The organism is Providencia alcalifaciens DSM 30120 (genome assembly GCF_000173415.1).
In the GTDB taxonomy this organism is placed as follows: Bacteria; Pseudomonadota; Gammaproteobacteria; order Enterobacterales; family Enterobacteriaceae; genus Providencia; species Providencia alcalifaciens.
The window spans coordinates 114,606-139,818 of sequence record NZ_ABXW01000053.1; the positions used below are offsets into that span (position 1 = coordinate 114,606).

At 41.4% G+C, this 25,213-nt stretch carries 19 protein-coding genes; 6 read left to right on the forward strand and 13 right to left on the reverse strand.

The features are described from left to right. Nucleotides 1–146 precede the first annotated feature (146 nt). The 6 genes from ahpF to PROVALCAL_RS13595 form a co-directional block, all read right to left on the reverse strand. Nucleotides 147–1,721 carry an alkyl hydroperoxide reductase subunit F gene (gene ahpF, locus PROVALCAL_RS13570; RefSeq protein ID WP_006659868.1) on the reverse strand — a complete coding sequence of 525 codons (1,575 nt, stop codon included), beginning with the start codon at nt 1,719–1,721 and terminating at the stop codon, nt 147–149. Nucleotides 1,722–1,848: 127 nt separating this feature from the next. Continuing rightward, the gene (ahpC, locus tag PROVALCAL_RS13575; RefSeq protein ID WP_006659869.1) at nt 1,849–2,412 is read right to left on the reverse strand and encodes an alkyl hydroperoxide reductase subunit C; all 564 of its coding nucleotides are present in this window, start codon (nt 2,410–2,412) and stop codon (nt 1,849–1,851) included. 189 nt (nt 2,413–2,601) lie between these two features. Then, complete coding sequence (locus PROVALCAL_RS13580; protein WP_181665357.1) at nt 2,602–3,726, reverse strand: ABC transporter permease; 1,125 nt, start codon at nt 3,724–3,726, stop codon at nt 2,602–2,604. 5 nt (nt 3,727–3,731) lie between these two features. After that, nucleotides 3,732–6,488, reverse strand: a complete 2,757-nt coding sequence (rbbA, locus tag PROVALCAL_RS13585; RefSeq protein ID WP_006659871.1) for a ribosome-associated ATPase/putative transporter RbbA — start codon at nt 6,486–6,488, stop codon at nt 3,732–3,734. Continuing rightward, a complete protein-coding gene (locus tag PROVALCAL_RS13590; protein ID WP_006659872.1) occupies nt 6,485–7,555 on the reverse strand; it encodes an HlyD family secretion protein in 1,071 nt (356 codons plus the stop codon). The genes rbbA and PROVALCAL_RS13590 overlap by 4 nt, the downstream gene beginning before the upstream one ends. Before the next feature lie 383 nt (nt 7,556–7,938). Further along, nucleotides 7,939–8,415: a GNAT family N-acetyltransferase gene (locus tag PROVALCAL_RS13595; protein ID WP_006661794.1), complete on the reverse strand. Its 477-nt coding sequence runs from the start codon at nt 8,413–8,415 to the stop codon at nt 7,939–7,941. Between the two features lie 426 nt (nt 8,416–8,841). Between PROVALCAL_RS13595 and PROVALCAL_RS13600 the strand changes: the two genes are divergently transcribed. Next, entirely contained in the window at nt 8,842–10,587 is a 1,746-nt protein-coding gene (locus tag PROVALCAL_RS13600) for an ABC-F family ATP-binding cassette domain-containing protein (RefSeq protein ID WP_039862069.1), read from the forward strand. Nucleotides 10,588–10,755: 168 nt separating this feature from the next. Here the strand turns inward: PROVALCAL_RS13600 and PROVALCAL_RS13605 are convergent, their stop codons facing one another. The 5 genes from PROVALCAL_RS13605 to PROVALCAL_RS13625 form a co-directional block, all read right to left on the reverse strand. Beyond that, nucleotides 10,756–10,974: a hypothetical protein gene (locus PROVALCAL_RS13605; protein ID WP_006659875.1), complete on the reverse strand. Its 219-nt coding sequence runs from the start codon at nt 10,972–10,974 to the stop codon at nt 10,756–10,758. Between the two features lie 22 nt (nt 10,975–10,996). Next, entirely contained in the window at nt 10,997–11,536 is a 540-nt protein-coding gene (locus PROVALCAL_RS13610; protein WP_006659876.1) for a PadR family transcriptional regulator, read from the reverse strand. A 250-nt stretch (nt 11,537–11,786) separates the two neighbouring features. Continuing rightward, complete coding sequence (gene tyrP, locus PROVALCAL_RS13615; RefSeq protein ID WP_228075365.1) at nt 11,787–12,935, reverse strand: tyrosine transporter TyrP; 1,149 nt, start codon at nt 12,933–12,935, stop codon at nt 11,787–11,789. Between the two features lie 82 nt (nt 12,936–13,017). After that, entirely contained in the window at nt 13,018–14,958 is a 1,941-nt protein-coding gene (locus PROVALCAL_RS13620) for a pyridoxal phosphate-dependent decarboxylase family protein (RefSeq protein WP_006659878.1), read from the reverse strand. A gap of 403 nt (nt 14,959–15,361) precedes the next feature. Further along, nucleotides 15,362–16,372 (reverse strand): NAD(P)H-quinone oxidoreductase, encoded by a 1,011-nt coding sequence (locus tag PROVALCAL_RS13625; protein ID WP_117584518.1) that lies wholly within the window; start codon nt 16,370–16,372, stop codon nt 15,362–15,364. 342 nt (nt 16,373–16,714) lie between these two features. Between PROVALCAL_RS13625 and PROVALCAL_RS13630 the strand changes: the two genes are divergently transcribed. Together PROVALCAL_RS13630 and uspE are read left to right on the forward strand one after the other, a co-directional pair. Continuing rightward, nucleotides 16,715–17,470 carry an FNR family transcription factor gene (locus PROVALCAL_RS13630; RefSeq protein WP_006659880.1) on the forward strand — a complete coding sequence of 252 codons (756 nt, stop codon included), beginning with the start codon at nt 16,715–16,717 and terminating at the stop codon, nt 17,468–17,470. 126 nt (nt 17,471–17,596) lie between these two features. Next, entirely contained in the window at nt 17,597–18,541 is a 945-nt protein-coding gene (gene uspE, locus PROVALCAL_RS13635; RefSeq protein ID WP_006659881.1) for a universal stress protein UspE, read from the forward strand. Nucleotides 18,542–18,698: 157 nt separating this feature from the next. On the opposite strand, the gene pntB is transcribed toward uspE, so the two are convergent. Both pntB and pntA read right to left on the reverse strand, forming a co-directional pair. Beyond that, on the reverse strand, nt 18,699–20,087 hold the full coding sequence (gene pntB, locus PROVALCAL_RS13640; protein ID WP_039862129.1) for a Re/Si-specific NAD(P)(+) transhydrogenase subunit beta: 1,389 nt from the start codon (nt 20,085–20,087) through the stop codon (nt 18,699–18,701). Nucleotides 20,088–20,100: 13 nt separating this feature from the next. Further along, nucleotides 20,101–21,630 (reverse strand): Re/Si-specific NAD(P)(+) transhydrogenase subunit alpha, encoded by a 1,530-nt coding sequence (gene pntA / locus PROVALCAL_RS13645; protein WP_006659883.1) that lies wholly within the window; start codon nt 21,628–21,630, stop codon nt 20,101–20,103. Between the two features lie 387 nt (nt 21,631–22,017). On the opposite strand from pntA, the gene ydgH reads away from it, so the two are divergent. The 3 genes from ydgH to PROVALCAL_RS13660 all read left to right on the forward strand — a co-directional run bounded on the left by ydgH (nt 22,018) and on the right by PROVALCAL_RS13660 (nt 25,068). Then, complete coding sequence (ydgH, locus tag PROVALCAL_RS13650; protein ID WP_006659884.1) at nt 22,018–22,968, forward strand: DUF1471 family protein YdgH; 951 nt, start codon at nt 22,018–22,020, stop codon at nt 22,966–22,968. Nucleotides 22,969–23,338: 370 nt separating this feature from the next. After that, on the forward strand, nt 23,339–24,679 hold the full coding sequence (locus tag PROVALCAL_RS13655; protein ID WP_006659886.1) for a basic amino acid/polyamine antiporter: 1,341 nt from the start codon (nt 23,339–23,341) through the stop codon (nt 24,677–24,679). 158 nt (nt 24,680–24,837) lie between these two features. Then, nucleotides 24,838–25,068, forward strand: coding sequence for a hypothetical protein (locus PROVALCAL_RS13660; RefSeq protein ID WP_006659887.1), 231 nt, complete (start codon nt 24,838–24,840; stop codon nt 25,066–25,068). Nucleotides 25,069–25,213 lie beyond the last annotated feature (145 nt).

Sequence of the window (25,213 nt, forward strand, 5' to 3'; positions counted from 1 at the left end):
AATATTAATGTCTTATTCCATCACGACATTTAACGTAAGAAAGAATATTGATGTTATTACTTTTCGCTTATCTTGATTATCTTTCACGCACAAAAAAAGGCACTCGCCCCCGAGTGCCTTTTGGCTACAACCCGCTAAACTATGAGCTATTCAGCGGTTCTGGTACTTGTGCGGATAAGGTAATCAAAGGCGCTAAGTGCGGCCTTTGCACCGTCTCCGGCTGAAATGATAATTTGTTTGTAAGGCACTGTTGTACAGTCACCTGCGGCGAAAACGCCTTTCACACTGGTTTCATTACGGGCATCAACTTCAATTTCACCCATACGGTTACGTGCAACGGTATCCCCTAACCAATTGGTATTTGGTAATAAACCAATCTGAACAAATGCACCTGCCACTTCCAAAGAATGCACACTTTCATCGGTACGGTCTTTGTACTCTAAGCTAGTCATTTTGCTGCCATCCCCTTTAACTTCAAGGGTTTGTGCATTCAAAATGATGTCGATATTACTCAAGCTACGCGCTTTTTCTTGTAATACTGAGTCAGCTTTTAATTCTGATGCGAACTCCAATACAGTGACATGTTCGACGATACCCGCTAAGTCGATAGCGGCTTCAATACCGGAGTTACCCCCGCCAATGACGGCTACACGCTTACCTTTAAACAATGGACCATCACAGTGTGGGCAGAATGTAATCCCTTTTGTACGGTACTCTTGCTCACCCGGTACGCCCATATTTCTCCAGCGAGCACCGGTTGCGATGATAATACTGCGTGCTTTCATCACGCCGCCTGATGCCGTTTCGATTTGGTGATAACCGCCAATTTGCTCAGCAGGGATAAGCTTAGTGACTGATTGACCATCAATTACATCGACATTATAGCTATCTACATGATTTTTCAGGGCACCCGCTAAAATTGCGCCTTCTGTTTTCAATACCGAAATATAGTTTTCGATATCAACGGTATCCATCACCTGTCCACCGAAACGCTCACCGATGACGCCAGTACGGATGCCTTTACGTGCAGTATAAACTGCGGCTGATGCACCCGCCGGACCACTACCGATGATTAAAACTTCAAAGGGTTCACGTTCGCTAATCGCTTTTGCCGCACGCGCATCGGCATTGGTATCAACCTTGCTCACGATTTCGCTTAATGTCATGCGACCTTGACCAAATTCTTTGCCGTTTAAGAAAACAGCGGGAACACCCATGATGTTGCGTTCATCGATTTCATTTTGGAACAGCGCACCATCAATCGCCGTATGGCGAACGTTCGGATTCAAAACTGCCATCAAGTTCAACGCCTGCACGACATCAGGGCAATTATGGCAAGATAATGAATAATAAGTCTCAAAGTTGAAATCGCCTTCAAGCCCTTTCACTTGGTCCAATAATTCTTGGGCTTCTTTGGATGGATGACCACCCACTTGCAGTAGCGCCAGCACTAAAGACGTAAATTCATGACCCAATGGTGAGCCTGCAAAACGCACGCCAATACTAGTCCCTGGGTTGGTAATTAAAAATGAAGGTGTTCTTTGGGTGGAGTCGTGCTCTTCACGTACAGTCACCTTGTCTGACAGCGACGCAATTTGTTCAAGTAATTGTTTTATTTCAATTGATTTTGCGCTGTCATCTAAATTCGAAACCAGTTCTACAGGTTTAGTTAATCTTTCTAGATAGGCTTTTAATTGAGCCTGTAAATTATTATCGAGCATGTAATCCCCTTGGTCATGAAATCGGGTACATATACCCGTCGTATAGCCCGTTGCAGGCTTTTTACTTAATTGTGTTTAGCGCCTGCAACGTAGCTTATTTTGCAATAGTCTTATCGAGGGTAATCGATTAGATTTTGCCGACTAAATCTAAAGATGGAGACAGTGTTGCTTCACCTTCTTTCCATTTAGCTGGGCAAACTTCACCTGGGTGGCTTGCAACATATTGAGCAGCTTTAACTTTACGCAGTAAGTCAGCAGCATCACGACCAATACCTTCAGCAGTGATTTCGATAGCTTGGATGATACCTTGTGGGTCAACAACGAATGTACCACGGTCAGCTAAGCCTTCGTTTTCACGCATATTTTCGAAGTTACGAGTCAGAGCACCTGTTGGGTCGCCGATCATCGCGTATTTGATTTTACCGATAGTTTCAGAGCTTTCATGCCATGCTTTGTGCGTGAAATGGGTATCAGTCGATACAGAGTAGATATCCACACCCATTTTTTGGAATTCAGCGTAATGGTCAGCAATGTCACCTAATTCAGTTGGGCAAACAAAGGTGAAATCTGCTGGATAAAAGAAGAAAACGCTCCATTTACCTGCAACATCTTTCTCTGTGACTTCGATAAATTTACCGTCTTTAAATGCTTGATTAGAAAAAGGTTTGATTTGAGTATTAATTAATGACATTTGATGTCCTCCTGTTTGGTTGACTATTAAGTTACTGTTTCTCAGAGACTTAATCCAATCAGTCGTTGCTATCGATTTGATAGGCAAAATCTAATCATTAATTAAAAATTGATAGGCGAAGCATTAAAACGCTTACTGATAAAATCCGCAAGCGTTTTATGGAAAATAGCCGATACAGTGCGATAAATACTATGCCATCGTGGCAATAGTTTTACGGAAACGCATTAAGGCAAAGCTAAAAAATACGCTACCGATCACGACCAGAATGGCAAATTGAGGCCATACAATTTGAAAGCCTGCGCCGCGATACAAAATGGCTTGCGCTAAGCTAACAAAGTGCGTGGTTGGCATGGTTAACATAATATCCTGCACCAGTTGCGGCATACTTTCGCGGGCGGTCATTCCCCCTGAAAGCATGTTTAATGGCAATAATACCAAAATCATTAGCAGCCCAAACTGCGGCATTGAACGCGCGATGGTCCCCATAAAAATGCCTATCGATGTTGTGGCAAATAAGCTCAGCGCTACCCCACACATAAACAGCAATATTGAGCCCTCAATAGGCACCTGCAATAAGGTTTTAACCACTAACAATAAAGAGACAGCAGAAGCAATTAGTACCACTAATCCCATCGACCAAATTTTCGACATCATAATTTCAAAGGGAGTGAGTGGCATCACCATTAAATGCTCGACAGTGCCATGCTCACGTTCACGGATCAACGCTGCTCCCGTTAAGACAATCGATAACATAGTGATGTTGTTAATGATTGCCATCACAGAGCCAAACCAAGATTGTGTTAAGTTTGGGTTGAAGCGCATACGAACTTCAAGATCGACGGGTAAACTCCCTTGGCTACGGTATTTTGCCAAAAATTCATTTACCTCTCCCAAGGTGATATTTTGTATGTAACTGTTCCCCAAAAAAGCCTGACTCATGCGTGTTGCATCGATATTTACTTGCAATTGAGGATGACGTCCTGCTAATACATCTCTTTGAAAATTGGGTGGAATATCAATAGCGAAAGTATATGCCCCTCTGTCGAGTAATCCATCAATTTGGCTTGGTACAATATCCGCCGGCGGCAAGAAATACGGCTCATAGAAACTATTGATGATTCGGTTCGAAAGCTGGGATTTGTCCTGATCTGCAATCGCAATCGGAGCGTTATGCAATGAGCCCGGTGTCACGGTCGCTGATGAATAAATCGAAACCGTAAAGGCAAATACAATCAGCGCCAACATCGCTTTGTCACGCCCTAAACTTCGTAACTCTTTAACGCCCAGGTTAAATATATTCTGTATTTTACGGATCATCCCTATGCCTCCTGTTTTTTCAGGAAATAAACACTTAAGCCAATCACAATCGGGATTGTGATAACCAACGGGATAAATGAGGCTTGTAAATCAAATAGATTGAGACCTTTCGAAAAAGTACCGCGCGTAATGGTTAAAAAATGCGAGGTAGGATAAATCTGCCCAACCCAACGCCCCATTCCCTCCAAAGAAGAGACGGGGTCAATCATGCCGGAGAATTGAGTCGCGGGGATCAAGGTGATGATTGAAGTACCAAAAATAGCCGCAATTTGGCTTTTCATAAAACAAGAAATCAGCAGCCCCATTCCAGTTGCAATTGTGATGTATAAAAAAGCCGCTAAGCTCAACGATAAAAAGCTGCCTTTAAATTCCACACCAAAGACATAGACAGATAAAATGCAAAGTAATACGAAGTTAAACATCCCCAAGACAATATAGGGAAGTTGCTTACCAAGCAGAAATTCTAATTTGGTGATCGGGGTGACATAAAGGTTAATAATCGAACCTAGCTCTTTTTCTCGCACCACACTCAAGGCACTCAACATCGCGGGGATCATCATCAATAAAAGCGGGATCACCGCAGGAACAATTGCTGGTAAACTGCGAACATCAGGGTTATATCGGTAGCGAGTTTCAATATCCACCGCAGGAATACCCGCTACTCCCGCTGGCTGTCGTGCCGCCATCGTACTTAACCACGCCAAATGCATCGCTTGTACGTAACCGCGTACGGTTTCAGCTCGGTTTGGCATTGCCCCATCTATCCATACGCCCAATTTAACATTGTTTCCTTTGGCAACATCACGAGCAAAGTTAGGCGGAATTTCAATTGCAACGGTGATTTTTCCACTGCGCATACCTGCCTCGAGTTGCTCATAATCCTGCAGAGGCGGCTGCTCAATAAAATAGCGCGATCCGGCTAAATTCAGCGTATAACCTTGGCTTAATCCTGTTTGGTCTCGGTCTAATACAGCAAAACGTAGATTTTCCACATCCATACTGATCCCATAGCCCATAATGAACATCAGAATAACCGTACCTAGCAAGGCCAGTGTGGAGCGAACAGGGTCACGTCGCAGCTCCATGCCCTCACGTATGCTATAGCTAAACAAACGTCGAAAACTAAAGCGCTTTTTGAGCGCTTCTGCCGCTTGCTGTTTTAACTTCGCATCCACATGGAATTCGGGAGCGCTCTCTTGACCCGCATTTTGATCCCCAACCGCATCCTGTAGATACGCGATAAATGTCGCTTCTAAGGTTTCTAACCCACGCTTTTTAATCAGATTTTTTGGCGTATCGCAATCGAGAACTTTACCCGCATGCATCAAGGAAATGCGGTCACAGCGTTCTGCTTCATTCATAAAGTGGGTGGAGATAAAAATAGTGACACCGTCACGTCTTGATAGATCAACCATCAAATTCCAGAACATATCCCGAGCAACTGGGTCAACCCCTGAAGTCGGTTCATCGAGAATTAACATTTCAGGCTGGTGGATCACCGCCACCGCTAACGAAAGGCGTTGGCGTATCCCTAAAGGCAGGTCATCCGGTAAGGTTTCGCGGACATCATCCAAATCAAAACGCTGGCACATTTCATCAATACGCTGATTTATTTTGTCTTCGGGAATGTGGAACAGTTTGGCGTGTAACTCAAGGTTTTGCTGGACGCTCAATTCACTATAGAGAGAAAATGCTTGGGACATGTACCCTACACGTTTACGGGTTTCAATGTCTTTTGGGTCAATCTCTTGCCCAAATAGCCAAGCTTGCCCTTCACTTGCTTGCAATAAACCGGTCAGCATTTTCATGGTGGTGGATTTACCACACCCATTGGAGCCTAAAAAACCGAAAATTTCCCCTTTAGGTATTTTGAAATTCACATGATCTACTGCGACAAAATCACCAAAACGCATCGTTAAATTTTGCGCTTCAATAGCGATAACGTTGTCATCTCGCGTATCACGAGGCGGAATGACCACTTTTTGGTGACCTGCGCGTTTTTCCTCAGGTAATAAGGCGATGAATGCCTCTTCAAGGTCGTTACAGCCAGTTTGTGCTTTTAATTCAGCAGCATGACCTGTTGCCATTACCTTGCCATCGTCCATCGCAACTAACCAGTCAAAACGCTCAGCCTCTTCCATATAGGCGGTCGCGACCAACACGCTCATATTGGTTTGTCGTTCACGAATACGGTCAATAAGATCCCAAAATTGTGCTCGAGATAAAGGGTCAACCCCTGTTGTTGGTTCATCAAGGATCAGTAAGTCAGGGTCATGAATAAGCGCGCAACATAACCCCAACTTTTGCTTCATACCACCCGACAATTTTCCTGCGGGTCGGTCTTTAAAAGGCGCAAGCCCTGTGCTTTCGAGAAGGTCTTGAATGCGATATGCCCGCTCTTCATTAGATTGCCCAAATAGCCGACCGAAAAAATCGACGTTTTCATAAACTGAAAGCGTGTGATAAAGGTTTTTCCCTAATCCTTGAGGCATATAGGCAATTTTAGGACAAACATTGCGACGATGGTCGCTATCATGCATATCCCCATTTAAAACATTGACTTGCCCTTGCTGGATCATCCGAGCACCCGCAATCAATGACATTAGGCTTGATTTGCCCACGCCATCAGGACCAATGAGCCCAACCATTTTTCGAGCAGGAATAGAGAGGGTTATGTCGTCCAACGCACAGTTATCACCGTAATGTTGGCTGACATGCTGTAAATCAACAATCACATCATCCATCAATTTATCGGTCATTGTGGTAATCTCACCTCAAGATCAGTTGGCCACGGCGTTTGTTCATCTAGACGAACATAGGCTTTACCGGGTAAACCTGTTTTCACATATTCAAGATGCTTTTCTAATAATTCAGGGGAAATACGTGCACGAACGCGGAACATGAGTTTCAAGCGCTCATTTTGGGTTTCGACTGTTTTTGGTGTAAATTGCGCAACGCTGGCAACAAATGTCGTTTTGGCGGGGATCACAATGTTCGGCGCGGCATCGAGAATAATATGGACTTCACTCCCTAAAGCAACTTTGCCTGCTTGCTCCGTTGGCAAGAAAAAGGTCATATAAACATCGCTTAAATCCACCATATTCAACACTCGACCACCAGCACCCAGTACTTCACCAGGCTCCGCAACACGATATTGAACACGACCACTGCGCGGCGCTTTTAAAATACTGTCTTCTAAATCAGCGGTAATACGCCTTTCTGTGGCAGTGGCAGCTTCTACACGATTTTTAGCTTGAACAATACCGGCTTGTGCGGAATCAATTGCCGCAGTGGATGCCGCCACTTGCGCTTTAGACGCTTCAAGAGCCGCCTTTGCCCCTTGCATTTGGGCAGTGTCATCATCCACTTGTTGTTGAGAAACAGCTTTAGTTTTGACCAACACGCGGGAACGATTTAAGCGTTTTTGTGCTGCATCTAATTCCGCTTCACGCTGGCGAACGACAGCCTGTGCCGCTAGCTTTTCACTTTTTCGTTGTACTAACCCAGACTCAGCGGTCGCAACAGCACTAATCGCTTGGCGTAATTGAGCTTGTACTTCATGAAGTTGTTCCTGCAAAGCACGAGTATCCATACGAGCTAGTTCTTGACCCTGCTGTACAAAATCCCCTTCTTTGACCAAGATGGTATCGATTCGCCCTGCTGTTTTAGTCGCAATATCTATTTCAGTCGCTTCAATTCTGCCATTGCTCTGTGCAAAACCGTCAGGAAGACTACTCGAATTTTGATTCCAGTAATAATATCCAGCCGCAGCAATCGCTAGAATTAAAATAATGTAAAACGATACCTTGCGCTTATTTATTTTCATACCATCCCTTCTCTATTCATGAAATAAATTAGTGAATCACAGTCATTTTTTTGGCGTTAATTAAATTAATTAGTCACATTACAAAACTGTTTTTTCTTGAAATAAATATCATCTACATTTTTTGTTTTATTATTTTCATAACAGGCAGAAGCTATATTACAACCAATTATTAAGTCTATCTTGTTATTTATTATAAGTTTATCAGAATTTAGCTTAGGTTAAATCGCTATATATCACAAAAAAGTTATTCCCTCGAAGAAAGAGGCAATATCAAGTGTAGATAGGAATATAAAAAAGTAACAACAAAGCCAGTAACGTTATTTACTGGCTTTGATTTGGTGATGAAAATATTATTTAGCAGTTAATATTGTTTTATTGAAAAATTAATTGGCAAACTTCGCAATTGTTTCAGCATCCATACGGTAACGTACCCATTCGTCTTGAGGTTGTGCCCCAATACTTTGGTAAAAATCAATCGCAGGTTGGTTCCAATCCAACACGCTCCACTCTAAACGCTGGCATTGACGTTTGTAAGCTAACTGCGCAATATGCTTAAGTAATTTTTTCCCCGCACCAGCCCCTCTGAATTCAGGGGAAACATACAAATCTTCTAAATAAATACCATTATGGCCTAGCCATGTTGAATAACTAGTAAAAAACACCGCATAACCCGCGGGTTTGCCATCAACATAACACAGTAACGCTTCGGTTTTAGAGTCTGGGGCGAAAAGGGAATTTTCAATATCAGCCACACTCGCTTTTACTTCATGGCGTGCTTTTTCATAGACGGCTAATTCAATGATCATCTCTAAAATCAGTGGTGCATCTTCACGGGTAGCCGTTTTAATTTGTATATCCATTGCTATCTCTCTTTTTGTTTGAGATTCGATTTTAACCATCGATGGTACCAAACCCTAACGATCAGCAGTTTTATTCATCAAAATACTGTGATTATAAGAATGATTTATAGCAATGGCTCACAGCAATAGCTCATAACCACAGATAAACAAAATGAATGGTTGCTATTGCTCTAAAATCGCCCTCTTTGCTATCATTCCTCCATTGTTCAACCGCAATACTGAAAATAAAAAGGAGGTTAATCTTATGCTGTTGTGTGATCTTATTGAATATTCACACTTCTTTGGTAATCGTCAGAGCTCAGGCTTTCACAGTTTTATACTGCGATAACCCTGCCTGAGCAAAGCAGCTAAAGAGTCTTTTCTCAGCTTACTGGGTTGTTGTAATGACATTACCCGGCGTTTTTACGCCTAAAATTTGAGTAAGCTATGAGCACATTATTATCCGTAAAATCATTAAACTACGATACATCAACCACATCATTACTGTCAGATATCAGTTTCACTTTATTGCAAGGTGATCGTATAGGGCTGATTGGTCACAATGGTAGCGGCAAAAGTACCCTATTAAAGTTATTAACTTCCCAGTTATCTCCAAATAGTGGGCAAATTACTTATGCTAATCATTGTATTACTGCTTATATCGAGCAACATCTTCCTGCGGAAGTGGCACCCTTAACATTAATCGATGCATTGCTGCAAAAACTGCCTCCGCAAGAGCAAGCCTCTAAGCGTTGGCGAGCAGAAATGTTGTTGACGGAATTAGGGTTTGCACCTCATCAATGGGAGCAATCTGCCAATGCTATTAGCGGTGGTCAACATACCCGTTTACTACTGGGACGTGCATTAATCTGCCAGCCTGACTTATTATTGTTAGATGAACCGAGCAACCACCTCGATTTACCTACTCTTATTTGGTTAGGAAATTTTCTACAAAATTGGAAAGGCAGTTTTGTGTTGGTTTCTCACGATCAATCTTTACTGGATAAAGTTACTAACAGTACGTGGATATTACGGGATAAAACCTTACATTTTTACCGACTTCCATGCAGTTTAGCGCGCCAAGCGCTAGCGGAGACGGATCGTACTGATGAGCATCGCTACCAAGCAGAGCAAAAGGAAATTGATCGTATTGCCTCTAGTGCCAAACGTTTAGCTATTTGGGGTAAAGTTTATGATAATGAAGGACTTTCTCGAAAAGCAAAACAGATGGAAAAACAGATAGACCGTTTAAAAGAGGAACAAACTGACCTTACTGACGGTTATCAATGGCAATTACGACTCAATGGCAAATCGATTCCTGCCAATCGCGTCCTTGAGTTTGATAACACCCAAGTATTGACACCTGATGGGCAATGTCTGTTTTCAGTGCCATTTACCCAAGTAAAAAGTGGTGATCGCATTGCGATTATGGGTGCAAATGGTTGTGGAAAATCCACCTTATTGCGCTTAATTTGGCAACAGTATCTCGCTGATTTACGTCACGAAATGCAACTGAAGTTTCATCCCACGATTTCTGTTGGTTATTACGACCAGCAATTAGAACAGCTGAATGATAATGACAGTTTACTCGATGCATTACGCCACTTTGCTCCCCTTACCGATGAGCAACGAAAAATGGCACTGATCAGTGCAGGCTTTGCTTATCCACGCCATCAACAGAAAGTAGCAACCTTAAGCGGGGGTGAACGGGCTCGCTTATTATTTATTGGGCTCAGTTTAGCGCAATATGCGTTAATTTTGCTGGATGAACCGACTAACCACCTCGATCTTGAAGGTAAGGAAGCCTTGAGTGAGCAAATTGCTCAATTCGAAGGGGCGCTATTAGTTGTTAGCCATGATAAGTGGCTAATTGAGAATAGTTGTCAGCGTTATTGGTATATTCACAATAATCGCTTAGAGGAGTACTTAAATCTTGATTCACTATACCAACAGATAGAAGCGCAATCTACCGCTTCAGACGGTGTATTCAAGACGAGTCAAGCCAATTTAACTTCAGAAAATACACAGACTGAAGTGGTCCATTCTCATGAAGATGCCTTGCTTGAACAGTTATTGGCACTGGAAGAAAAGCTAGACGCTGATAAGCAACGCAAAGTTTCACATCAGAAGCCGCAACTTCAGCGACAATGGATTGAAGAAATCGCACGAATCCAAGCATTATTGAATATCTAAAATAATAAAGGCTCTAGTGCACATATCGTGTTCTAGGGCCTTTCATTCGATACATCCAGTGACAAAATAATTATTAATAAAGTAACGCAAATTTTCATTAGTGAAACTTTGTGAATTTCACTCTATTCACTCTCAGTTTATGAATAACTGTTTTGCCACAATATTAACTTAGTATTTCTGTTTTTTTGCCCGCTTAAAGTAAGACATTGGGACGCTTGGGCAAACGACTTCTTTAAATTTAGCTTTATTCTTTGGTACTGAATCAGGCTGTTTTTCTTTCGGTTCAACCTGCTTATTTTCTTCCACTTGTGTCGCTTGTTCCGGCTGCATGGTTTCTTTCATCTGAATTTGCTCTTTTACTTGGATAATATGACGGGTTTTTGCCATGTTATTTTCCTTCTACTTCAATTTATTCTGTGATTAATAGCGCAGCATTCACCTGTTCAATTCGATTCACTGCTTGGTTAATAATCTCGACTACCTGAGCTGATTCCTTCTTAGACAATTGTTGCAAAACAATTTTATGTCTGAGTAAAGACTTAAATTTATCTACCGCTAACTCAATTTCATTGGCAAACTGATTACCTGCCTTCAGTTCTTGTGCATAATTTAGTTTTATTTTGACTTCCGCGAGGATGTCAGCCTTTAAAAGTAAAAAACAGCGCCCCTCTGGAGTAATCGTAAAACACTTACGCCCTTTTCCTGTTTCTTTACTGGTTGAAATAAATCCAAGATCTTCCAGTAATGTCAATGTAGGATAAATAACCCCAGGACTTGGGCAGTAAAAGCCTGCAGTTTCCTCACTGATTTTTTTTATCAGTTCATAACCATAATTCGCGCCATCTACGAGTAAATGCAAAATATAAATGCGCAGCTGTTTAGGGTTAAACATACGTCGAACACTTTTTCCCTCACATAAACATGTTTCGAGAGGTTGTTGATTGTCCATTTGATATCTCAGTGAATGTGCAAAAAATTAAAAACCGATATATCTAATATTGTAATCTGTTTTCGGAATAATGCCAGAATTAGATATATCTGTTTTTATCACAATGTGCTAATGATAATTATTATCATTATAATAGCGGGAAAAATTGGAGTGAAAGGTGCAAAACGTGTTTTTAGTGATCTCTGTAAATGAAAAAAGCCAGTTCTGAGAGAGAACGGGCTTTTTGTACTATAAAAATAACTCGTTAGTGTTAGCCGATATCCGGCAATAATTTAAAAACAATGCCTAATTGAATTCCAATAACAACGATGCCACAGAGGAACACAATGAATAAAGCAGGTTTACCACCGAGTACTTGATATTTACGAGGGTTAATATGGCGGGATTTTAATGCCATCGCACTCGGGAGCAATAACGCTAAAATAGATAATGCGATCGCAGCATAACCTAATGCCATCACAAAACCTTTTGGATAGAACAGCGCGAAAACTAATGGTGGTAAAAATGTTAGTAGACCCGTTTGTATACGCCCTGCCGCATTATCCTGACGCTTAAATAAATCTGCCAAAAAGTCGAATAATCCTAATGCAACCCCAAGGAATGATGTGGCTAATGCAAGGCTCATAAACATCTGCGCGACCAATTCAGTTTTACCTGACTGAGCAACAGATTTAATCGCTTCCAGTAATCCATTCAGCCCAGAGTTCTCTGCTAAAATGCCTACAAACGTATTCGTTCCAATGCTACCCAAAGTGGCTATCTGCCATAAAATATAAGCAACTAACGGAATTGCACTACCTAATATAAAGATAACTCTTAGCTTTTTAACATCCCCACCCATATATTTCACCACACTCGGTACACTCCCGTGGAAACCAAATGAGGTAAAGAACACAGGGATAGCGGCAAGGATAAGGATTTTGTCTGTCGGAGCTGAGAGTAAATTCAATTGTTCAACATGAGGGAACATCATTGCCAAAATGATCACTAAAAAGACAATTTTAGCCGTAAATAAAATTCGGTTAATAAAATCCACGGATGATGTCCCAAAACAGACCACTCCACCACCAATAATCGTAAATACAACTATCCCCATCCAGTCAGCCATTTCGATAGCAAAGCTGCCTTTTAGATTTGATGTGATGATCTGACCCGCACCAGTTACATACGCGGCAGTTAAAGCATACATTAAAAACATCATGCTAAAACCAGTAATAAACTTCCCACTCGAACCTAAATAACGTTGTGCAACGCTACCTATTCCAGTCTCGTGAGACTCATGCTGATACACTTCAACCAACAAAAGTGCGGTGTAACACATCAATGCCCATAATCCAAATAACATGACTAAACTGACTGAAAATCCATTACTGCCTGCTGCAATTGGCATCGCCAACATTCCAGCACCGATCGTAGTACCTGCAACAATAAAAACACTACCAAGTGTGCGATTTTTCATATTGAGATCCTAACAAAATTAATTAAACACTAACTTTTTGGATGGAATGATGACGTTTATTTTCTTCATCAATGAGTTGTTGTAATTTGTCTTCAAAGATGTTTCTTAATTCATTCCAGTAGCTTTCGAAATGTTGTTTATCACGCAGGCAATGCGTCATGATTGCAGCCCTTAATACATAAATAGAGTGGACTTTATGCCATTCATCTTCATTAAAGTTTGCATCTAGACACAGACTTTGAGGATTATCACCGTATTCCTCGTAAGTTAATGACGTTGATGAGGTTAAGAAATCATTTGCGTATGTACGCCCAGCGGCATAAGAACACAGCTCATATAGGCGTTTATTTAAATGATTCTGTTTTTCCAAAGAGGTATTCCCTTTCTCCCTAAACATAAAGTTGATCATGTGAAAATCAGGAGTGGGCATAGCAGCAAGCGTGAATTCGCGATCATCAATGATGAATGGTTCGCTCGCATTGATTTTTTCAATCATCCAATTCGCTGTAGTGACACCCGCGGCAATCACCTTGCCATACCCCAATAAGTTTAGTGGCACTAACCGATGCGCAGCCCATACCGCCGCTGCCGTGGCACCCGCTTTAGAGCCTTCCATAATTGATGAGCCCAACAACACATTTTGTTGTTTGTCAGTTTTGCGACTGCTCTCTTTGACTTCTTCAAATACGTACGCAGCATGATAGGAGATCAAATCGACAATACGCTTATCCTTCATACAGATAGCACCTGCTGCATAAGGAATAAAGCCAACTTTATGCGGATCCACTGTAATAGAGTCCGCTTGATTTAAGGCTCGGAAGCTTTGATAAACGTCAGGTTTTGGCCACACTACATCCGAAGGGAAAACACCCTCATGATGATAACGTTCAATCAGCTCATCATATTCAAGGAATTGGTTGTTTTCATCACGGAACATTGCACAGGCATAGCCCGCATATGCGGCATCAATATGGACATAGAATGAAACACCAAAACGGTGTTCGCACTCTTCGCGTAATTTGATAACTTCGGCAACATTATCAATTGCCCCTGTTTCAGTGGTGCCAACAACAGCCACAACCGCAAGAATTGGCTCCCCTTTTTCAATCAACGAGAACACGATGTCACGCATTTTCGGTACGTCCGTACGATAGCTTTTATTCACTGGGAGTTGGACGATATTCTGTTGCCCTAACCCTAGGATATCCATCACTTTCATCCAAGAGTAATGTTTGGATTGTGGCACTAATAATTTACCCAGTTTTCCTTGCTCTACCCCAGTTCCTCGACAAGTTAAATCACGGATCTCTTCGAATATCCCTTGCTTTTTTAGTTCATCAATCAGATCAAGTACCTCACTCGTACGCATATTCAGCAAGGCTTTTTCTGATGTATCTGATAACAGATTTTGGGCTTGAGGATGAGTGGCTATCGCTAAAGGTAATGTTTTGATATTCCTTGCGACCCATAACCCTTCATAGTTAGCAACGGTGCCCCCTGAAGTAATGTGTCCCCATGATGTCTGTAAGTCATACCCAAACATCCCACATAAATCTAACCCTGCTTCAATTTCTAATACGGTGGTAGTTGGAGAGGATTCTTGGGCGCAATTATTGGGGTTATACATCATCGCCATGACATAGGCGAGGTTGGAAATCATCAACGTATCTGCATTCATATGCCCCATATAACGCGGTGAAAACCACGGCACTGAGGTTGTTTTCAACTTAGAGGAAAGCTGGTTAAGAATGCCTTCTGTACGATATAACGTATCCCGATACTCCGGTGCATATCTATCGACGGTAGTCACTAAATCTGGATCTTCAGGATGATATCCCGAACGCCAGTGCATATGCTCAGTGACGGCATATTCCATCATTTCTCTGAAAAATACGGCATTTTCAGATTTTGGTCCTAGGAACAATGCATCAACGTTCATATTTTTATTTTTAAAATTATTCATTATCACTACACCTTCAAACTACAGCTGGCTGGCACCAGCTGCATTAAGTTACTCAACTTATTATCATTGGAAAGTGCAATAACGGGGGAATGTCTGTGTCGAATGACAACTTGTTAATGATATGACTAGACTTATATCACTTAACCTATATTCAGTGGTAGACAAGCCGTTAATGAGCCAACTTGTCTATAGATATAATCCATCTTCATTAAAACATTAACAAACTCACCTCAATTTTGTTCGGATTTGTGGACAGCCACAAAAATTCAAAAATTAATTGTCTGTAAAGAGATATTTACGCTTAAAAGACTTGATAATGTAAATTATTTGTTATAAATAAAAAATAATACCCTAAGTTATCGTTATCTAATCATATAAAAAAAGAGAAAAAATCAACATTCATCTATCTGTTTATTAATATAATTTTACCAATCAAATCACCTGACTCCATGTGTTGATGCGCACTCTCCACTTGGTTTAATGTATATATTTTGTTAATTATTGGTTTTATTTTACCGCTTTGGACTATATCCCAAACCTGCTGATATAACTCTCTCGCGATTTGTGCTTTTTCTTCATTACTTCGAGAACGCATTGTCGATCCCGTGTGAATTAAACGCTTCACCATTAATGGCATCATGTTGAGCTGAGTTGGGTTACCTTTCATCATACCAATTTGAATAATTCGCCCAAATTTTGCCGCAACAACATAGTTTTTACTGACATAATCACCGCCAATAATATCGACAACCATATTCACACCTTTATGGCTCGTAAAATCTTGAGTGGCTGTGACAAAGTCATTCGTGCGATAGTTAATCACACAGTCTGCACCAAGCGATTTCGCAACCGCGGCTTTTTCTTCTGAGCCAACGGTCGTTATCACCGTAGCCCCAAACGCTTTAGCTAACATTATTGCTACGCTACCAATGCCCGAAGTTCCTCCATGTATAAGCACGGTTTCCCCTTGTTTTAACTGCCCAATTTGGAACATATTCGCCCAAACTGTAAAAAAGTTTTCAGGAATTGCCGCGCCTTCTTCAAAGGATAAATTTCCAAGTGGTAACGCGATATCTTGGTGTACTAGGCAATATTCTGCATATCCCCCACCCGCAACAAGAGCACAAATACGATCACCAATGTTCCACTGAGTGACATCATCCGCTTTAGCCACAACAGTACCAGAGACTTCAAGTCCCATGATCGGTGAAGCGTCAGGAGGTGGTGGGTATGACCCTTTGCGCTGAAAAATATCAGGACGGTTAACACCGGCAGCTTCAACTTTAACAATTAAGTGACCAGCGAGTAATTTTGGGAGTGGAATTTCTATTAATTGCAGTTCATCTGAAACGCTAGGCTCTATAATGTCTACAGCTGTCATTAGTGGCGGCAATGACATAAAATTGTTACTCATTATGACCTCTTTTTATAAACTGATAGGAAAAAATGATATTTTTATGTTTATTCTTGTGTTAATTTAATGCTAATAAATCACCTAAAATAAAACCTGTTTTTATTGAGTCTTTTATTCCCTTTTTTATATATTAAATTTATGTATTTAATATATGTCAACTCATGAAATTATTAATATGCCGTAGTTTAGCATGATCTGCTAAATCTATTAGATTGGTAAATTTAGCATTCTTTGCTTTTTTAATTAAGAACCTGATTCTGTCTTATATAGATCTTACCTGTTGTCTTATCTTATGCTAAAATTGACTCATATCAATAATTTTAACCTGATTGAGCATTTAATATGATCCCAGAAAAAAGAGTTGTTCGTCGCATCCAGTCTGGTGGTTGTGCTATTCATTGCCAGGATTGCAGTATTAGTCAACTTTGCATCCCTTTTACATTGAATGAACACGAACTGGATCAACTCGATAATATTATCGAACGTAAAAAACCGATTCAAAAAGGCCAGGCTTTATTTAAAGCGGGTGATGAATTACGTTCTTTATACGCAATCCGCTCTGGCACGATTAAAAGCTACACGATTACAGAAGAAGGTGATGAACAAATTACAGGTTTCCATTTAGCAGGTGACCTTGTTGGATTTGATGCCATTATTCATACACAACATCCTAGTTTCGCACAAGCGTTAGAAACTTCAATGGTTTGTGAAATTCCATTTGAAACGCTGGACGATTTATCTGGCAAAATGCCTAACTTGCGTCAGCAAATTATGCGCTTGATGAGCGGTGAAATTAAAGGGGACCAAGAAATGATCCTCTTATTATCGAAGAAGAATGCGGAAGAGCGTTTAGCTGCATTTATTCTGAACCTATCTCATCGTTTTGCTGAACGTGGTTTTTCTCCAAGAGAGTTTAGATTAACCATGACACGCGGCGATATTGGTAATTACCTTGGTTTAACCGTTGAGACCATTAGCCGTCTGTTAGGTCGTTTCCAAAAAAGCGGTATGCTGAGTGTTAAAGGCAAATATATCACTATCGACGATATGGCTAAACTGACTGATATCGCTGGTAAAGTTTCACCTGTTTCTTGCTAATTTTCCTATAAACGGGTCACAAACTTTGTGATCCGTTGTTACTTTTTAATCACATTTCTTGCGTATTTATCCCCAATAACATAGTTTAGAGTGATGGAACTATCCGTTTATTGAGAGGATGTCAGCATGGCTAACTATAAAAATCTTCTAGTAGCAATCGACCCAAATCAGGATGATCAACCGGCATTAAGGCGAGCAGTTTATATCGTGCAGCGTAATGGCGGGCGGATAAAAGCATTTTTGCCTATCTACGACTTATCTTATGATATGACCACCCTACTTTCGCCAGAAGAGCGCAATGCAATGCGCAAAGGTGTGATCAGCCAGAAAGCCGCTTGGATCAAGCAGCAAGCTCATTTCTATTTAGAAGCAGGAATTGAGATAGAAATCAAAGTCATTTGGCACAATAAACCGTATGAAGCCATTATCCAGGAAGTGGTTAACGGTCAGCATGACCTTTTACTGAAAATGGCTCACCAAACTGACAATTTAGAATCTATCATTTTTACCCCACTCGATTGGCATTTATTAAGAAAATGTCCATGTCCTGTTTGGATGGTGAAAGACAAAGTATGGCCAGACCACGGCTCTGTTGTCGTTGCCGTCAATCTCTCCAATGAAGAATCCTACCACGATGACTTGAATATCAAGCTCGTCGAAAAAACCCAAGATTTAGCCCAGAGAGTCATCAAAGAACAAGAAATTCATTTAGTCAGCGCCTATCCTATCGCACCGATGAACATTGCGATTGAACTTCCCGATTTTGACCCTAGTCTGTATAACAATGCACTGCGTGGTCAGCATCTGATAGCCATGAAGAGCTTACGTCAGAAATTTGGTATTGATGAGAAATACACTCACGTTCGTGAAGGGTTACCTGAAAAAATTATTCCTGATATGTGTGAAGAGTTGCATGCGGGTGTTGTCGTGCTCGGTATATTGGGTCGTACGGGGCTTTCCGCTGCATTTTTAGGGAACACCGCTGAGCATGTTATTGATAAACTAAAATGCGATTTGCTTGCAATCAAACCGGATGGCTTTGTTTGTCCTATTAATGCCACTGATGATTAAACCCAGTCCATAATATTAAAAGCGCATTAATAGAGTTGTGCGCTTTTTTATTCCACTTCAATGAATCGAAATTCGATGAATAATAAAAACATAATTTTCTGATATAAAAACGCCCTGAATTCAGGGCGTTTACGTTTACTTTATAGATAATGATAAATTATAGCGCTTTTAAAATTGCATCTACGCTAGCTTTTGCATCACCAAATAACATTTGGGTATTCTCTTTGAAGAATAATGGGTTTTGTACCCCAGCATACCCTGTATTCATTGAACGTTTAAAAACAATAACATTATTGGCTTTCCACACTTCTAATACCGGCATTCCCGCAATTGGGCTATGTGGATCTTCTTGTGCCGCAGGGTTCACGGTATCATTCGCACCAATAACCAGTACCGTATCCGTTTCGGAGAAATCATCGTTGATCTCATCCATTTCTAATACGATGTCATACGGGACTTTTGCTTCAGCCAATAAGACGTTCATGTGTCCAGGTAAGCGCCCCGCAACTGGATGAATACCAAAGCGAACATTGATACCGCGCTCACGTAGTTTTGCCGTAATATCATGCACTGGGTACTGAGCTTGTGCTACCGCGAGACCATAGCCTGGAGTGATGATCACTGAGGTTGAATTTTTCAACATTTCAGCAACTTCTTCCGCTGTCGTTTCACGATATTCGCCCATCTCTTCTTCCGAACCTGTTGATGAGCCATCAGTACCAAACCCACCCGCTATTACGCTGAAAAACGAACGGTTCATCGCTTTACACATAATATAAGAAAGGATCGCACCCGAAGAACCCACTAACGCCCCTGTTACAATCAGTAAGTCGTTACTGAGCATGAAACCTGCCGCAGCGGCTGCCCATCCAGAATAAGAGTTCAACATCGAAACAACAACGGGCATGTCTGCACCACCAATCGATGCCACTAAATGCCAACCAAAAGCTAATGCTATGACTGTCATGATTAGCATCATGAACACTTGCAAGCCCACACTGTCCGTTTTAACGAAGATGACCAGTAAAACAAAGGAAACAACTAAAGCTGCAAGGTTTAACTTATGGCGATTCGGTAGCATCATTGGTTTAGATGACATTTTTCCCGACAATTTACCATAAGCAACAATTGAGCCAGTAAACGTTACGGCACCAATGAAAATACCCAAGAAGACCTCAGTTAAATGGATGTTTTCCATCACATTGCTGGCATGACCTTCACTCGCAATAAAGCTGTTGAAACCAACAAGGACCGCAGCCAAACCCACGAAACTGTGCAAAATAGCAACCAGCTCTGGCATCTCTGTCATTTCAACTTTCTTGGCTAAACGAATACCGATGACCGCACCAATGACCATCGCAACAATCATCCAACCCACATTCGCACTATTTGGTCCCATAATAGTCGCAATCAATGCGATCGCCATACCAATAATGCCGTAAGTATTCCCACGTTGGGAACTTTCATGACGAGATAGCCCCGCAAGGCTAAAAATAAATAGGATAGCAGCAACGATGTAGGCTGCTGTCACAACTCCACTTGACAACATAAGTTACCCCTTATCCCTTACGAAACATTTTTAACATACGTTGAGTTACTGTGAACCCACCGAAAATATTGATGCTTGCGATCAAGATCGCAATAAAGGATAAGAAACTTACCCAGCCACCACTGCCAATCTGCAATAGTGCACCAACAACAATAATGCCCGAGATAGCATTTGTTACTGACATTAAAGGTGTATGTAATGCATGAGTCACATTCCACACCACGTAATATCCAACCACACAGGCTAATGCAAAGACAGTGAAGTGCGATAGAAACTCAGCAGGCGCCGAATTTGCAAACCAGCCAAACAGAATGATAGCCAATGCCATAAGAACCATTTTGGTCATAGGTGACATTTTTTTCTCTGGCGCTTTCACTTTCTCAACCGCTTTCGGCTTAGCTTGTGGTTGTGCTGAAACTTGAATTGGCGGTGCAGGCCAAGTGATTTCCCCTTGTTTAATCACCGTAACACCTCGAATCACTAAGTCGTCGAAATCGATAGTGATTTCGCCATCTTTCTCTTTACACAACAGTTTCATCAAGTTAACGAGGTTAGTGCCATATAACTGAGAAGATTGGGTTGGTAAACGGCTTGGTAAGTCTGTGTAACCGATAATTTTAACGCCATTATCTGTAACCACTAACTTATCAGCCTGAGTGAGTTCGCAGTTACCCCCAGTTTGAGCTGCAAGGTCAACAATCACGCTACCGGGATTCATTGATTCAACCATTTCTTTGGTGATCAACTTCGGCGCAGGTCGTCCTGGTATTAACGCGGTCGTTACAATGATGTCGACCTCTTTTGCTTGCGCAGCAAATAATGCCATTTCCGCCTTAATAAATGCCTCAGACATCACTTTCGCGTAGCCATCACCGCTGCCTGCATCCTCTTTAAAATCCAATTCAAGGAATTCGGCGCCCATACTTTGGACCTGCTCTTTAACTTCAGGGCGGGTATCAAATGCACGAACAATTGCGCCTAAACTTCCTGCGGCACCAATGGCCGCCAAGCCTGCAACGCCAGCACCAATGATCATCACTTTCGCTGGTGGCACCTTACCTGCCGCGGTAATTTGCCCCGTAAAAAAGCGACCAAATTCATGGGCAGCTTCGACAATCGCACGATAACCCGCAATATTGGCCATTGAACTTAAGGCATCTAACGATTGCGCTCGAGAAATTCGAGGTACCGCATCCATAGCCATTACGTTGATATGACGAGATTTCAACGCCTCCATTAAATCAGGATTCTGTGCCGGCCAAATAAAGCTGACTAAGGTCGCCCCTTCTTTTAACAAAGGAATTTCATCTGATAGTGGCGCATTCACTTTAAATACAATGTCTGCAGCAAATGCACTTTCACAATCAACAATTTCCGCACCGGCTTGCTCGTAAGCCGCATCATCAAAACTTGCTAGATGTCCCGCATTTTGCTCAACACACACTGAAAAACCCAATTTTAGCAATTGAGTCACTGTCGATGGTGTCGCGGCAACACGCGCTTCATTGGCAAGTCGTTCTCTTGGTATACCAATTCGCATAATATTCCCTTTTTAAAGCTCGAAGTAATCTATGTTGTCGGTTATTCGCTCAAAAAATGACTGCCTTATCAAAAGGAAAAGTCTTATTTTGTCGTTCAACAGCTGTAAAATGTCCTAATAACCTACTGAAATTAACCCTATTGATCCATAATTGATCACGATTCTAAGACAGTAAATGGAATTCACCGTGTAAATCTTAGTTTTAGGTCAATAAAATACTGGATACTTAAAAAAAACTGGTAAATTTGACTAGTCAATCATTATTTGTGTCTTATAAAAATAAAATAGTGCGACAACATGGGCAGTTACGTGTAATAATCACCGCCATGTGTTACTACTATTATTCAGCATGTTTATAATAAATTGCGCAAGGCGGAAGGATTTTGTATGAAGCTGAAAACTACGGTCATCGCAGCCGCGGTGCTATCATTAACTAGTATAACCGCTACACAGGCGGCTGTTGAATTAACGCCAAAACAGGCTACTGAATTACAACCTTATGAGCGTATAACCGTCACTGGGCGTTTTAATGCTATCTATGAAGCATCCGATGCAGTTTCCCGTAGGGCTGATAAGATGGGGGCATATGCCTTTTACATTCAAAGCCTTGATGATGTCGGTGACAGTGGCAACATGCGTGTTGTTGCTGATGTATATGCGAAAGATGCACCAAAAGTTGAAGAACCCGCTCGCCGAGTTTTCGGTGGTGTAGAAGAAATGTCTAAAGCGGATGCAAAAGTGTATCAACCATTTGATACCGTTACCGTAAGTGGTTTCTACCCATCCGAGCCTGACTTATACGAAGCAATCGCGAAAAAAGCTAAAGAAAAAGACGCAGCCTCCTTTTATGTGGTTCGTAACGTTGCCATGAATGATGGTGGTAATACTTTAGCAACGGCATATATCTATAAGAAAGATGCTCCTAAGCGACAAATTCAAAAAGAAGACGCCGTTGTCCCTGCTGACTCAGAAGCAGGGCGTGCGATGTTAGCACAAGGTGGCGAAGCTGCAGATAAAGTACTGATCCCAGGTGTTGCAAGTTCAGATGAACCAACAACAGCCGTAGGTCGTTTCTTTGAAACCTCCACAAGCCAACCTGGTCGTACGAGTGTGACTTTACCAAGTGGTTATGTCATCGAAGAAGTGAACAAAACCGCCGCAGCAATGATGGTTCCATTTGATTCTATTACCTTCTCAGGTTATTACACAAATACCCCAGAAGTGCGTTATCAAATCGCCAAACGTGCTGAAGCAAAAGGTGCTAAGTACTACCATATCACTCGTGAATGGCAGTCAAACGGTGGTAGTGTTACCATCAGTGCAGACCTGTTTAAATAATCTATTATTCTATTTTATGATGAAAGCCAGTTTGCTATTCGAACTGGCTTTTTTTATTGAATCGCTATACGTCGCTGTTTGCTCGAACACATTCCGATTAAAAATCCCCTTCCGTTTGCCTTGAAATAAAAAAAGTGAATAAAACATCTTGTTAAGTGCATATTTTCCCATTGCATCTGATGCATTTCATTCGTAGAATCCACACTCTAATTTAGCAGGCGATCCAACTGGATTTAAAAGCTGTAACAGTGAATCTATTTATATCATTGCTATCTTAACGTGATTTTAACTTTTGATTGCACAACAACCAGGATATACATTGAAAAATACATTAAGCCTTACCGCACTTACCGCGCTAGTTCTTAGCTCCATGGTAGGTGCTGGTGTATTTAGCCTTCCACAAAATATGGCTGAAGTGGCGAGCCCGTTAGCATTAATCATCGGCTGGTCCATCACGGGCGTTGGGATCTTATTTCTTGCATTTTCTCTCTTATTTCTTTCCAGAATTCGTCCTGATTTGGATGGTGGAATATTTACTTATGCAAAAGTCGGATTCGGTGAGTTTATTGGCTTTTGTTCCGCATGGGGTTATTGGTTGTGTGCCGTTGTCGCCAACGTTTCTTATTTAGTCATTGTTTTTGCTGCAATCAGTTTCTTTACCGATACACCAGACCATATTGTGTTTGGTGATGGTAATACTTGGCAAGCCTTGATCGGTGAATCTATCTTATTGTGGGTTGTGCATTATCTCGTCCTGCGCGGTGTACAAACTGCTGCGGGGATTAATAAATTAGCAACGATGGCAAAGTTAGTCCCTCTTGGCTTATTTATCGTACTGGCATTTTTTGCTTTCAAACTCGATATTTTTGATGCGGATTTCAGTGGCATTGACCTTGGTATCCCTGTTTGGCAACAAGTTAAAGATACAATGCTGATCACTCTATGGGTATTTATCGGTATTGAGGGTGCCGTGGTTGTCTCAGCCAGAGCCAAAAATCGTCGTGATGTTGGTCTCGCAACTATTTTTGCCGTGAGCTCCGCTCTCATCATCTATATTCTTGTTACGTTATTATCACTTGGGATCATGCCTCGCGCCGATCTTGCTGATATTAAAAACCCCTCCATGGCAACTTTAATGGTTTCCTTAATTGGTTCGAGTGGCGACATTATTATCGCCGCAGGGTTAATTATTTCAGTGTGTGGCGCTTACTTGAGCTGGACAATCATGGCAGCTGAAGTGCCATATATCGCCGCACAATATCAATCATTTCCTAAGATTTTTAATAAACTGAATAAGAATGATGCCCCTTCTTCATCTTTATGGCTAACCAATGGCGCCGTTCAATTATCACTTGTACTTATTTGGTTAAGTGGCAGTAACTACAATACCCTGCTGACCATCGCCTCAGAGATGATTTTGGTTCCATACTTTTTAGTGGGTGCATTTCTAGTCAAAGTTGCCTATGAACGCCACAGTAAAGCGTTGCTTGCTGTCGGTTTTGTAGCAAGTGTGTATGGCTTATGGTTACTTTATGCCTCTGGTTTGATTAACTTGATGCTTTCCGTTGTGCTGTATGCTCCGGGGATCTTGATTTTTTTATATGCCCGTTCACAGCAAACTGCAAAAGCACCACTTAAATTAATTGAAAAAGTATTGGCGTGGGCGATCGCAATCGCTTCTGTACCTGCGTTATATTCCTTGTTAGCGTAATTCATACTTTATCTGCGAGCTAAACTTAACCACTTGAATTTAGCTCGCTTTCTATTCCCTTCTCTTTATTACCCGTTATTCAGCTCTGCGTTTTTTACAACTCGCGCTCTTCTATCTGTTGTAGTGTTTAAATACATTCATCAAATAAGGAGATTCAAATGCGTATCCCCCCTCAGACCGTCACGTTTGCTGATAACCCTTCTTTTATTAATCGTGGACTAGCGCGAAATCACTCGCTACCACAACAAATTTCTGCGGTTACTCAACAAGCTCCACAACAGTTAAGCTTCTTTCAACAAAAACGAGCAGAAATTAAAGCTCAAGATCGATATGAAGGTATGCAGTTTAAATTAGCTGCCCAACAAATTGTACGAAGGAATTGCCCCTGATTTATCTGAGTGACTGGCATGATGACCAACAGCACAGTTGTTAAGGTAAATGTATTATCACCCAATAGCATGTTGTAACTAAAAAAGCAAAACAGACTAGAATGACGAAATAAAAAACGCGTGAGTGGCAATGTTCCCACTTCAC